Origin of the sequence: Methyloversatilis universalis EHg5, assembly GCF_000378945.1 — a bacterium.
Lineage (GTDB): Bacteria > Pseudomonadota > Gammaproteobacteria > Burkholderiales > Rhodocyclaceae > Methyloversatilis > Methyloversatilis universalis_A.
The window spans coordinates 1-13,346 of record NZ_KB900539.1 but is presented as its reverse complement, the minus strand read 5'-3'; the positions used below and the strand labels follow the sequence as shown (position 1 = coordinate 13,346).

The 13,346-nt window shown below is 61.7% G+C and carries 5 protein-coding genes; all 5 read right to left on the bottom strand.

Features of this window, described 5'->3' with window-relative positions; translation table 11 throughout:
* Positions 1 to 118: 118 nt before the first annotated feature.
* On the bottom strand, positions 119 to 6,178 hold the full coding sequence (locus METUNV2_RS0100025; RefSeq protein ID WP_018227469.1) for a hypothetical protein: 6,060 nt from the start codon (positions 6,176 to 6,178) through the stop codon (positions 119 to 121).
* A 290-nt stretch (positions 6,179 to 6,468) separates the two neighbouring features.
* Positions 6,469 to 7,458 carry an IS5 family transposase gene (locus tag METUNV2_RS0100020; RefSeq protein WP_018227468.1) on the bottom strand — a complete coding sequence of 330 codons (990 nt, stop codon included), beginning with the start codon at positions 7,456 to 7,458 and terminating at the stop codon, positions 6,469 to 6,471.
* 154 nt (positions 7,459 to 7,612) lie between these two features.
* Complete coding sequence (gyrB, locus tag METUNV2_RS0100015; protein WP_018227467.1) at positions 7,613 to 10,117, bottom strand: DNA topoisomerase (ATP-hydrolyzing) subunit B; 2,505 nt, start codon at positions 10,115 to 10,117, stop codon at positions 7,613 to 7,615.
* Positions 10,118 to 10,211: 94 nt separating this feature from the next.
* Positions 10,212 to 11,312: a DNA polymerase III subunit beta gene (gene dnaN / locus METUNV2_RS0100010; protein WP_018227466.1), complete on the bottom strand. Its 1,101-nt coding sequence runs from the start codon at positions 11,310 to 11,312 to the stop codon at positions 10,212 to 10,214.
* A gap of 247 nt (positions 11,313 to 11,559) precedes the next feature.
* A complete protein-coding gene (gene dnaA, locus METUNV2_RS0100005; protein ID WP_018227465.1) occupies positions 11,560 to 13,002 on the bottom strand; it encodes a chromosomal replication initiator protein DnaA in 1,443 nt (480 codons plus the stop codon).
* Positions 13,003 to 13,346: the final 344 nt, after the last annotated feature.

The following is a 13,346-nucleotide window of genomic DNA, read 5'->3' as shown; positions in this document are numbered from 1 at the left end:
GCGAGCCACCGCAAAGCGGGGGCGGTTCAGCACGTACCACAGAAAGCCATGAACTATGAGACGCCGATCAAGCCAGCGAGAATCCCCTCGCCGGGCCTCGCCGCTGAATGTGCATGGCTCAGACCGAGTAGCCGTTCTTCGCCGTCTTTAGGAGAGATTGCCCGTAGCTTCTTGGCTGCTTGATCTGCCTGCTTGCAAAAACGTTGATGTCGAGGGCCAGTTTCCCACGGACAGCGACTAGCTGTTCGAGGCCCCTTGGTGTCACAACTAGGTAGAAACCCTCGCCCCACAGAGACTCCGCATCGATATCAACCGGGCCGGCATCCCGCCACCAGTAGTGCCTTGCGACCACAGCTCCGCTCGGGTCGAGGAAGACGCTAGGCTCTTCGTCATGCGCGCGCCAGCGAAGCCGCTTCACCCAGTTCGGGCACAACGCGAACGAATAGGCCGCTGCGTCAAAGCCCATGTCCACGGAGCAAACAACTCGCCTTACCAGAGTAGGCGCCAGATCATTGTCAAGTGCAACGTACTGGCCTAGCCAAACAACGATGGGCAGCCCAGCATAGCAGTCGTCGAAGTCTTCACTATCAGTCTCTGCCGAGGGTGCCCTAAAGCGGTAGAGGCGGTGCTCCGACAGCCGTGGCTTGAGTATCTTGAAGCGAGACACTTCGGCCACGACTTGGCCATCGCGGTGTGCTGGGAAGGGGGCAACGTCGCTGTCGACTTCGTCAATCCACTTCCGCTCTCGCTCGGACCAACCCGCACTTCGGTCAAGCAGCGGCATACGAATCCATTCGGGACGCACGCACGGGAGCTTCAGCGGCCGAGGCGGAAGCGGGCAACCCAAATGCTCCAACAGCGTCGGCGTGTCGCGGCCTTTCAGCTTACCGGCCAGCCGCAGTTCTCCCGCGACGTGGCGAAGGGCAACGATGGCAATGTAGGCGTGCGGCTTCAGGTAAGTGATCTGCATGTCGAGGTCGCGAAGCTGAGCCTCAAGTCTTTTGATGCCAGAGGGCCCAAATGCCTCAAGTCCACCCCAATCCTGGATGAACATCGCCGCGCGCCGGCGGACTGCCATCTCCTCAATGCCTGCCGCCTTCGCAATGTGACGTGCCGTCGAGCGCAACATCTCGGTCCAACCAAGCGGCGACTCGACACGCATTGCACCAGTTCTCTCGTCCGTGAACGCCTCGTCGCCCTCTGGCGGGTGCTCAAGTTCGAGACGATAGAAGAGCGGCAGTGGCATCGCGTCCAAGTGGACAGCTAGCCCCCACCGATGCGACAAGAGCGCGGCTGACTCGGCCACCGCGAGGTCACGGTGACTGACCAAGGCAACCACGGAGCTGCCAAACTCGGGTACAAGGTCCGCGCTGTCAGCAGCCAGCAGCGTTCCGAGCGCCTGCAAGGGAGCATCTAACTCGCCGGCCATAAGTCGCCGAACAAGGGACTTGAACAAGGATTGACCGAAGCCGGTTTGTCTTGCCAAGCTCAGCGTGCAATTGCGTGCGTGTCGCTGAACTTCTGCAACGGAGAGCCGATAGGCAAAGTACAGCAAATCCTCCAGAAGCTCCATGTCGCTGAGCGGTAGCTCGCTCGGCTGGAAGGGCCGCCCCAGTTGGAACTCGCGAGTGCAGGCCATCTGCTCCTCAAGCAGCGACCAGATGGCCGGCCAATCCGGCGTCGTGCTGATTACCGGCAGTATCGAATCCAGCTCTGTCAGCAGTGATTGGGTGTTCTCCTGGCCCGCCGTCACTGAATCGACGATGTTCTCGAAGGCGGCAGGGCATGTGGATGGTCCCTGCAAGATCTTCTTCGCCTGAAAGTAGAAGAACTTGCCGCCACCCATCCATTGGCTCCAGGAACTCCAGGGCTCCTTGCTTGACTCGTAGCCTTGCATTAGCTTCTTGGCGTGCTCGACCTCCCCCGCCGCAGCCAACCGTCTAACCATCAAGAAGCGGCAGCGCGCGTTGTCCTGCAAGACCTGCCAGCGCTCAAACATCCTCCGCGCCAGATGAAGCGGAGCTGTCTCTGCCAAATCTCGGAAACGGTACGGGGCGTTGTAGTTCAGCTCGTCGCCATCCGCTTCAAACGCACGCTCAAGCTCCTCGAGATTGGCTTCCGAGTCGTACTTGCTGGGCGTATATGAGTGCCGAGGTTCCGGCGCTTCTGACGTCCACCGGGCTAGGGCGGCGTCGAGCTCGTCCGATGAAAACCCATGTTTTCCGGCAGCGGTGCGAAGGCGCTGGAGCAGTCGAACCCTCTCGTGTGCCCTGCTGGCTACCTCGATCACCCCCAAAAGCATCAGCGCGAGCGGTTCAATCTGTCCAGGTCCTGCGGCGTCGGCGGCGATGTCGATGAAGTCGCCGACGTGGTAAGGATCCCGGTAGTACGGTTCCATGTAGAACGGCAAGCACAGCCCGCACCAGACGATCGCGCAGGCCAAGACGAGTTCAGGGCTTCGCCGGACCATCCCCGTCATGAGCAGGTCGACGCGGTTCGGCCAGCCAATCAAATGCCATTCCGCCAGTGTCCTTGACACCTCGAAGCCAAATCGAGGTCCGACCTGAATCGCTTCCTCAATGAGCGTCATCGTCAGGCGATGCGCCGCCGACGACCCTTCCGTTTCGGTCATGCCGCCGACTTGACGCATCAAGTTTGAGATCCGCTTGATACGGTTCTCCAGGTCAGCGGCGTTCGCAAGGACCAGGACGTCTCGCCAGATTGCGTACTGCGGGTCTTTTTTGGGCGCCAACGCGTAGCCAAGGCATTGCTCGGGAACTTTCGCCAGCAACTGTTTCGCCCGCTCTAGGTCCCCGACCGCAGCAAACGCGATGGCCAGATCCGCCAGCCCGTCGATCTGCTCGCTCGGCGTGCTCTCCTGAAGCTCCGCCACGAGTGCGTTGAGTCGGTCGACGGCCGCCTCCCGGTCACCGTCTACCCGATACGCATCTACGGCCAATCTTCGCCGCAAGTACGCAGTTCCGCCCAACTCCGATGAGGCTATGGCTGCATCAATCTCCCGAAGTACCGCGCGGTACTCAGTCTCGCCGCGCTTGGCGCCGAGCCCCAGAAGCGCCTGCGCGAGGATGGGGAGCGCTTTGAAGGCCTGCTGAATGCGATATGACTCGCTGCCGCCTTCTGATGTCAGTCGTAGGACGGACCCAAGGGCGATACGGGCTTCGTCCTGTACGCTGCCAGCCGGCACGGACGCTTTGTCGACGGCGGCGCGACCTAGAAGCACGCCGATCGTCGAGGCGTGCTGCTGGAACGGATGAAGAAAGGTGTGCTTCGACGGCGTCGCGCTTGGCAGCTGCCTATTGAGCAGCGTGCAGAGCCTCGCGTGATGCATCACCGCGCCGACCAGATTGCCCAGCCCAGCCAGGTTCGTCTCGTCGTCGCACATGGAGATCATCGGTGCGACCAGCTTGTCAAACATGGCCTCGGCTATGTCACGACGGTCAGCTTCGAACGCAATCAATGCCATCCGGCGGCGGTAGCCGTTGGGTACCTCTCCGAAGCCAGGAAGGGCGGCGGCAGCATCAAACAGGGCAAGCGCTTGCGCAACGTCGCCACGCCGACTGGCCGCGAATCCTGCGTGAATCATCACCGAAGGCGTGTCTTCGTTGGCTACCCCGAGCTTGCTGCAAAGTTCTTGTGGATCGGCGCCAACCTTTTGAACGAGCATAGCCTCTGCGGCTTTACGCCTCAGATGCAGCTTCAGCGCGGCGACAGTTTGCGGATCTAGCTTTTCGGGCTCGCGTAGCCCCTCTGCGGCGAGGTGGTCAATCGCCATCTGGATCTGCTCGGTGTCGCGGAAGTGGGGGGTGCGCCTTGCCCACCTTTCGAACTCCTCGATGTTGTAGTCATGCCCGTGGTTCTCGAACTTGGACGTATGGAGCTGCGACAGTGGCTCGAGGTTTTCAAAGAGCTCTTTCGCGCGCTCGAAGTCGCCTTGCGCCAATAAGGCATCGACGACCTCATAGCCTTGGCTGGGAAAGTACTGTACGAAGGAGAGGGCTGCATCAATGTCCCCGACCGCCAGCATTGCCAGGGGAAGCTGGTCGGCGTACTCAAGTGCTGTTTCGCGCCGCCCCACCTCGTCACGACACAGCAGCAGCCGGGCGAAGGCGGTCGCATCGTGCGTGCCGCGCACTGCCAGCAGAGCCAGATGGATATCGGCGTGGATCTCGGCGATAGAACGCCCGTCAGCCAGTTGCTGCCTGAAGCGACCGGGCATCGCCAGTGCAAGTACATCGACACCGTCGCCAGCACGGGCGCGGTAGCGCAGCTCAAGCCAGTGCTGCGCCGATTCGGGCGGCGCATTCTTCGCCAACAGGGCGAGGTCGCGGTACACGCGCTGCGAGTATTCGGCGTCGACGCTTCCGAGCCGGGTTCGCGGTTGAGCGATGACGAACAGCCTAAAGCTGTTGTGGAAGACGCTCCATCCTTGGGATGAACTGCGGAGCAGGTGCCTTGCAACGATCAGGGCGCGTTCAATCGCGGACTCCTTGACCATCGTGGCCAGCAGCCTCAGGTCCATGGGTGCCTCAGCCCGAGCGATAAAGCCCAGCACGTCCATGGCATCGACATCACTTGCGATCTCGCGCCAAGCAGCGGCGTACACGGTCTCAATATCGTCGTCGAACGGCATCCCGCCGCTGAGAAGGTGCTTACGACCGGCTTCGTCTGCGTGCAACAGCGCTTGAATTAGGTAACGCGTTGCCAGCGGGTGGCCATGCGTGAGATTGCTCAGATCCAATCTTGGAATCGCGGCGGGCAGGCCAAGCGCATCCGCCATCCGGGCGACCTCCTCGCGGCCGAGAGGCTCCATGAGAATCTGTCGCCCGCTCTTCTCCGCTTGCTCTCTTACGGCGGGCTTCAGATTCGCGAGACCCAGCCGCTGCGTACCGAGCACGAACACAACCCCGTTGGGGATGGCTGCGGGAAGAGGCAGCTCGCCCAGAAGCGAATTGGTCGGCCGCTCTTCGCGAGGCACATGGTCGAGCCCGTCGACGACGATGATTGTTCGGATCCCGTCGCGGTCGAAGCGTTCACCAGCCTGCCGCATTAAAACGCCGAACTGTTCGCGGCGCTCATGCAGCGAGTCATCGCGAAGACGAAGTCCAACCAAACCGCTGTTGCGCAGCTGCGTGCCGACGTCGGTCAGGAAGTTGTCGGCCTCCCCGCGACCCACGCCTTGAGCGGCGCCCGGCACGTACGCCAAGTAGCGAACGAGCCGCACATTTGCTTCAGTGGCCAGCGCAACCTGAAGGAGAGTGGACTTCCCGGAACCAGGCGGTCCTATGAGTGAGACGTAGCCCTGGTCGGCGGCATGCAGCGCGGCTAGTAGCTTGACCTCAGTGTCGCGGTTGCGCTGGACATAGGCGCCGACCGGGAACCGATGGATCAGCAGCGTCTTGGCGGGATCGCGCCAGCCAAGCTCACGAAGCAGTTCGTCACGCGTCCACCTGTCTTTGTCGCGTGCATCGGCGACCAGCTTGGGCAGTACGCTTGCAATCTCGGATGCCTGCCGCGCCTGCTCGCCGTTCAACTTGTGCGACTGGATGAAGTCCGCCGCAGCTCCGCACACCACACGGAGGCTGTGCAAGAACTGTTCGAAGTCGTCATCGCCCAGGCCGGCCCCACGACGCAGGTGGTCGATCAGTCTGGTCCATTCCGGCGTGTACCAATCCGCTAGCGGCCGATTTGCATTCCGCTGGAGCTCTTCAAGAAATGCTGCGCTGTGCGGCGACGTGCCGTCGCCGGGGTTGTCAGTAATCGATGGAAAGTCGTTGATTACCAAGCGAATCTCGACACGGCTTCCGGGGTTGTCCTTGCGCAGGCACTGCCAAGCGTGAACCAAGGGCTTCAAGAGACCGTTGGCACCAGTAAACAGCGTCTCAACAGTGAAAGTGCCAGGGAACTTGGACGTCTTGAACTGGTGCCCGACCACCAATCCATCGAAGCCAAGTACCAGGTCGTCGGCGATGCCCGCGTTGCGGTCGGCGACGCCGACCCAAAGCAGCTCGTCGCGCTCAAGCGCGGCATAGATGGCAGCACCCGCCCGCTGATACTGGCCGATATATCCACGGAGTGCTCGGCGTTCTCCTTCTGCCGGCGCAGTTGAAGGAGCTGCAGCGGTGGGTGGTTTCGGTTTCTTGGAGATTTTCGGAGCCATGGAAATGGATCGCGGATTTGGTTGTCGGAGCCTTTCTGGATCAGAAGAACTGCTTCTGCATCACTTGAGGAACCCAGTCTAAAGAACACCTGCGATTCAAAACAGAAAAGGCCCTCTCGGGCCTTTTCCACCTATGGAAACGCTGATCAAAGCCACCCTTCCGGGATTTTTCGTCCGTGAGGCAGCAACTCCGAAATTCGCATCGTCATGACATCGAATTTCGGCTCTTTTTCAGCCCCGAATCATCGACCCGAGGCCCTTTCGGAGCTCATCGCTCCGATTTCTCGCCCTCAGGACGCACCTGTCCTGTAGGGCGCGCACAGACTTCTCTGCGACAGCACCAGATTCGCCATCGCGAACAGCACATGCAACTGCGCCGTGTTCTTCGCCAAACCCTTGTAGCGGCACTTGCGATGCCGGAACAGGTTCTTCACCACATGGAATGCGTGCTCGACCTTCGAGCGGATGCTCGCCTTGGCGTGCTCCGCCTTCTCGATGAGTTGGCGTCTCGGGTCCGTCTTGTCCAGCCTCTTGTAAGTCGAACGCCGGCGTGCGATCACGAATTCGGCCGGGCAGTCCTTCAGTTCGGGACGCTTGCCTGCACCCTGGTAACCAGCGTCGGCATGCACGTGCTTCTCCTCACCATGCAGCAGCTTGTGCGTCTGGCTCACGTCGGACGCGTTCGCCGCCGTGGCGGCAAGCGAATGAACGATGCCGGTGTGCGCATCCGTACCGATATGCGCTTTCATGCCGAAATACCACTGCTTGCCCTTCTTCGTCTGGTGCATGTCGGGGTCGCGCTCGCCCTCCTTGTTCTTCGTCGAGGGGGGCGCAGCGATCAAGGTGGCGTCGACGATCGTGCCTTCGCGCAGGATCAGCCCTTGCTGACCGAGCTGTTCGCGGATCAGCGCGAAGATGCGCACCGGCATCTCGTGACGTTCGAGCAGGCGGCGAAATTTCAGCAGCGTGGTGGCATCGGGTGCCTGACGCTCGATCAGGTCGATGCCCACGAAGCGACGCACCGCGATGCTGTCGACGATGGCATCTTCAATTCCTTCGTCCGACAGGCCCAGGCAGTTCTGGCACAGATACATGCGCAGCATCGTTTCCAGCCCGACCGGCGGACGACCGCGCTCGCCGCGGTAGTAGTGCGGCTCGATCAATGCCACCAGCTGCGACCACGGCACCAGACGATCCAGGTCGGTCAGAAACTTCTCCCGCCGCGTCGGCTTGCGACGCGCCGAGTACTCGAGATCGGCGAAGCTGGTTTGCTGTTTCATCTGGATGGTTGCGCCTATCGGGATGACCGGGGCATTCTACGGGGACGGGGTTAAATCAGTGTTTCCCTATATCTCAACTTCTTCGAGTTCTTGGTCTCATGAAGTGGGATTTAGTCTCAATGTTTTAGATTGCGCGCAATATGATGATTAAAGATCACACATCAATATTCCGCGCATTCAGCGCATTGCGCTCGATGAACTCCCGACGCGGCTCGACATTGTCGCCCATCAGCGTGGTGAAGATTTCGTCGGCGGCGATGGCGTCTTCGATCTGCACCTTGAGCAGGCGGCGCACGGTGGGGTCCATGGTGGTTTCCCACAGCTGCTCGGGGTTCATTTCGCCCAGGCCCTTGTAGCGCTGCTTGCCGAGGTTGCGTTCGACTTCGTTGAGCAGCCAATGGGCGGCTTCGCCGAAGGATTTCACCTCCTGCGACTTCTCGCCACGCTTCACGACGGCCCCTTCGCCGATCAGGCCGGCAACGGTTTCGGCGGCATTGCGGATGCGCTGGTAGTCGCCTGACAGCAGGAATTCGCCATCGACGTGGCCGACCTTGCGGTTGCCGTGATGCATGCGCTCGATACGCAGTTGCCAGCCTTCGGTCTTGTCGTTGTAGTCGGCGTCGAGCTTGACGCTGGCCGGCATGACGTCGGCCAGACGCTTGACGCTGGCGCGGGCGGCGGCTTCGTCGGCGAGGTCGAGCGCGATGTTGTGTTCGAGCAGCGCGCGCAGCAGTTCGCCGTCGGCGTATTCGGCCAGGCGGTCGACGATGGCTTCTGCGGTCAGGTACTCGCGCGCCATCTCTTCGAAGGCGGTGCCGGACAGCGGCTCGGCGCCTTCGCGCGGCAGCAGGCTGGCGTCGTCGAAGGCGAGCTTGAGCAGGTACTGGTTCAGCTCGTGGTCGTCCTTCACGTACAGCTCGGTGCGACCGTGCTTGATCTTGTACAGCGGCGGTTGCGCGATGTAGATGTGGCCGCCTTCGACCAGCTCCGGCATCTGGCGATAGAAGAAGGTGAGCAGCAGGGTGCGGATGTGGGCGCCGTCGACGTCGGCGTCGGTCATGATGATGATGCGGTGGTAGCGCAGCTTTTCCGGCTTGTACTCGTCCTTGCCGATGCCGGTGCCCAGGGTCTGGATCAGCGTGACGATTTCCTGGCTGGAAATGAGCTTGTCGAAGCGCGCCTTCTCGACGTTCAGGATCTTGCCCTTGAGCGGCAGGATGGCCTGGAACTTCCGGTCGCGGCCCTGCTTGGCGGAGCCGCCTGCGGAATCACCCTCGACCAGGTAGAGCTCGGCGTTGGCCGGGTCCTTCTCCTGGCAGTCGGCGAGCTTGCCGGACAGGCCGAAGGAATCGAGCACGCCCTTGCGACGGGTCATGTCGCGCGCCTTGCGGGCGGCGTCGCGCGCACGCGCAGCTTCGACGATCTTTCCGCAGATGGTCTTGGCGTCGTTCGGGCGTTCGAGCAGGAAGTCGGCGAGCTTCTGCGCCACCACTTCCTCGACCGCCGGGCGCGCTTCCGACGACACCAGCTTCATCTTGGTCTGCGAGGCAAACTTCGGATCCGGCATTTTCACCGACAGCACGCAGGCCAGGCCTTCGCGCATGTCATCGCCGGTGATGTCGACCTTGGCCTTCTTCGCGATCTCGTGTTCTTCGATGTACTTGTTGATGATGCGGGTCATCGCCGCCCGCAGACCGGTCAGGTGGGTGCCGCCGTCGGACTGCGGGATGTTGTTGGTGAAGCACAGCACCTGTTCGGCATAGCTGTCGTTCCACTGCATCGCGACTTCGACGTCGATCTGCACACCGTTCAGCACCGATGCGCCGGCGCTGTAGAACACGTTCGGATGCAGCACAGTCTTGTTGCGGTTGATGTAGTCGACGAAGCCCTTCACGCCACCGGAGAAGGCGAAGTCCTCCTCCTTGCCGCTGCGCTGGTCGACCAGCTTGATCTTGACGCCGTTGTTCAGGAAGGAAAGCTCGCGCAGGCGCTTGGCGAGGATGTCGTAGTGGAACTCGACATTGCCGAAAATCTCTTCGTCAGCCAGGAAGTGCACTTCGGTGCCGCGCTTTTCGGTGCTGCCGATGACCTTCAGCGGTGATACCTCGACCCCCTGCTGCACTTCGATCTGGCGTTCCAGCGGCACGCCGCGCTCAAATTCGATGAAGTGCTTCTGACCGTCGCGGCGCACGGTGAGGCGCAGCCACTTCGACAACGCGTTCACGCAGCTCACGCCGACGCCGTGCAGACCGCCGGACACCTTGTACGAGTTCTGGTTGAACTTGCCGCCGGCGTGCAGCTCGGTCAGCGCAATCTCGGCGGCCGAACGCTTGGGCTCGTGCTTGTCGTCGAACTTGATGCCGGTCGGGATGCCGCGACCGTTGTCGGTGACCGAAATCGAGTTGTCGGTGTGGATGGTGATGACGATGTCGTCGCAGTGGCCAGCCAGCGCCTCGTCGATCGAGTTGTCGACCACTTCGAACACCAGGTGGTGCAGACCGGTGCCGTCCGACGTGTCGCCGATGTACATGCCCGGCCGCTTGCGCACCGCCTCCAGACCTTCGAGGATCTGGATGCTGCCTTCGCCGTAGGCGTCGGCATTGGGCGTCGAGGCAGGCGCGGGATTGGGCGTGTTCGGGCTCTGTGCTTCGTCAGACATGGCGTATTCCGGTACTGCGCACGGGTGCGCGGGGTGCATCAAAAAGCGGAACGCCCGGCACGCGGCCGGGCGGGTGCGGCGGGGCGCGCAGAACTTACACGCGCATCGGCATCACGACGTACTTGAACGCCTCGGTACCGGGCAGCGTGATCAGCGCGCTGCTGTTGCCGTCGTTCAGGCGCAGGCTGAGCGTGTCGCCACTGACGTTGTTCATCACGTCCAGCAGGTAGCTCACGTTGAAACCGATGTCGAGACCTTCGCCGTTGTAATCGACTTCCAGTTCTTCCACCGCCTCTTCCTGCTCGGCGTTGCTCGAAATGAGCTTCAGCGTACCGGCAGACAGCACGACGCGTACGCCCTTGAACTTCTCGTTGGTCAGGATGGCCGCGCGCTGCAGGGCCGGCAGGAAGGTGGCGCGCTGCAGCACCAGTTCCTTCGGGTGGTCCTTCGGGATCACACGCTCGTAGTCCGGGAACTTGCCGTCGATCAGCTTGGTGATGAGTTCGACCGAACCGAAGCGCAGGCGGGCCTGGTTGGCGCCCAGTTCGATGTCGACCGGGTCGTCGATATCGGCCAGCTGACGGGCCAGCTCCAGTACGGTCTTGCGCGGCAGGATCACGTCCAGCTTGCTGGTGACGCCGGGCAGCGGCTCGGATACGAAGGCCAGGCGGTGGCCGTCGGTGGCCACCAGACGCATTTCCTCATCACCCACCGACAGCAGCAGGCCGTTCAGGTAGTAGCGGATGTCCTGCTGCGCCATCGAATACTGCACCAGCGACAGCAGGCGCTTCAGCGTTTTCTGGCTGAGGCTGATCTTGGTGGTTTCACCTTCGGCCAGCTGCATGCGCGGGTAGTCCTGCGCCGGCAGGGTCTGCAGCGTGAAACGGCTCTTGCCGGCACGCACGGTGAGCTTGCGCTCGTCGGCGTCCAGGCTCACCTCCTGGCCTTCGGGCAGCGCGCGCAGGATGTCCTGCAGCTTGCGTGCGGCCACGGTGAGCGAAGCCGGCTGGGCAGCGCTGATGCTGCCGGTGGAGCGGGTACGGATCTGGATCTCGATATCGGTGGCAAGCAGGGTGAGCGCGTCGCCTTCGATATCGATCAGGACGTTGGACAGGATGGGCAGCGTGTGACGCTTCTCAACGATGCCGCTGACCGATTGCAGGGGCCGAAGAAGCTGTTCGCGTTCTATCTTCATTAAGAGCATTTTGTAAACCTCTGTAAACCGTTAACGTCGGCCGATTTCTGTGGATAAGGCAAAAAAACGTTTCAAATTCAAAAAATTGCGATCTGTATGGTCTTATGTATAAGCGGCCATTCTGTGGACGAACAAATGTGGATGAAAGTCGGCCCGTCGCAAAAAGGCGGACTTGTCCACACGCTTGTCCCCTGCGTTCAGACCTGTTTATCCATACACATTCACAGCTTCGTTCACAGCCTGACCTTTACTTGCGCAAGGTCTGTATCAGCACGTGCAGGTCGTGGTTCAGCACTTCGTCCTTCAGTCTCAGGTCGGCGATGGTGCGACAGGCGTGCAGCACCGTCGTGTGGTCACGCCCGCCGAAGGATTCGCCGATCGCCGGATAGCTTTCCGGCGTCAGTTCCTTGGCCAGGAACATCGCCACCTGACGCGGCCGCGCGATCGCGCGCGTCCGCTTTTTCGAATACATCTCCGACACCTTGATCTTGTAGTAGTCGGATACGGTCTTCTGGATGAACTCCAGCGTGATCTGCCGGTTGTGCGCGCCCAGCAGATCCTTCAGCGCCTCGCGCGCTACTTCGAGCGAAATCGGCACGGTGTGGAAGTGCGCGAAGGCGATCACCTTCTTCAGTGCGCCTTCGAGCTCGCGCACGTTGCTGCGGATGTTCTTGGCGATCAGGAAGGCGACGTCTTCGCCCACCTTCACCCGTTCCATCTCGGCTTTCTTTTTCAGAATGGCTACCCGCATTTCCAGCTCGGGCGGCTCGATCTGCACCGTGAGTCCCCAGCCGAAGCGGGTGGTCAGGCGTTCCTCGACCCCCTGGATGTTCTTCGGATAGGTGTCACAGGTGATGACGATCTGCTTCTTCGCGTCAGTCAGCGCATTGAAGGCGTAGAAGAACTCCTCCTGCGTGCGCGTCTTGTTATTGAAGAACTGGATGTCGTCGATCAGCAGCACGTCCAGCGAGCGGTAGTAGCGCTTGAAGGCGTCGAAACTCTTCTGCTGGTAGGCGCGCACCACGTCGGCGTAATAGTCATCGGCATGCACGTAGCGGATGACCGCGTCCGGATTGTGCCGCATCACCTCGTTGCCCAGCGCATGCACCAGGTGGGTCTTGCCCAGACCCACACCGCCATAGATGAAGATGGGGTTGTAGGACATGCCCGGGTTCTGGGCGACCTGGACCGCCGCGGCGCGGGCGAGCTCGTTGGCGCGACCGGTGACCAGGTTGTCGAAGGTGAAGCCCGGGTTCAGACGCGAACGGTCACGCTCGCCACCGCCTCCGGGGGCGCTGCGGGTCAGAATGGCCGGTGCGGCCACCCGGGTGCTGTCGGTGCTGTCCGCGCGCAGTGCGGCGACGCGGGCTTTCTCCGGCTGCTCGGGTGCAGCGGTGTTCGCCGCCGGAGCAAGGTCGTCGGTGCCAGCCGGTGCCGGGGTGCGTGCGCCTGCCTCGGGCAGGCTGAGCCTGACCGACAGTGGCTGCGAGAAGTACTCCAGCCCCAGTGCTTCGATGCGCGAAAGGTAGCGCTCACGGACCCACTGCAGTACGAACCGGTTCGGTGCGACGATGGCCAGCGAGTCGTCTTCGCTCGGGCCGATGCGCAATCCCTTGATCCAGGTCTGGTACTGCTGTGCGGGGAGTTCCTGTTCGAAGCGGCTGAGGCAGACTTCCCAAAACTGTTGCATCATGGTCTGCGTGGTCGCCGGGTCGATGTTCTGAATTTGCGGGACAGCGTTGCGGAGGCGGCCTGACCCGTAACTGCGCGCCTGTAACGATCGCTGCGATCGAAGGCGCCGGGTCGGCGCTGCTTTGTTGCTGTTATGAGGGACGGATTCTAGCGATTTCGGGCCCTCTTATCCACAGGCCCGAACGTCCGGAAAGCCGGTGGCACAAGCTGCATGGAGGCCGCTTTGGCGCTGAGAGCCCGTAAGGGCGTCGGGCAAAAATATTTTCGGTGCCCGGTGAGCGTCCGCGTGCAAGGTCCGGAAAGGATTGACAAAGCGGCCCTTTTCCGCTGTAATCGCGCGTT

What these genes read in the sequence shown, in the direction of transcription:
- METUNV2_RS0100025 (WP_018227469.1), bottom strand. Translation starts at nt 6,178, where the DNA reads ATGGCTCCGAAAATCTCCAAGAAACCGAAACCACCCACCGCTGCAGCT.
- METUNV2_RS0100020 (WP_018227468.1), bottom strand. Translation starts at nt 7,458, where the DNA reads ATGAAACAGCAAACCAGCTTCGCCGATCTCGAGTACTCGGCGCGTCGC.
- gyrB (WP_018227467.1), bottom strand. Translation starts at nt 10,117, where the DNA reads ATGTCTGACGAAGCACAGAGCCCGAACACGCCCAATCCCGCGCCTGCC.
- dnaN (WP_018227466.1), bottom strand. Translation starts at nt 11,312, where the DNA reads ATGAAGATAGAACGCGAACAGCTTCTTCGGCCCCTGCAATCGGTCAGC.
- dnaA (WP_018227465.1), bottom strand. Translation starts at nt 13,002, where the DNA reads ATGCAACAGTTTTGGGAAGTCTGCCTCAGCCGCTTCGAACAGGAACTC.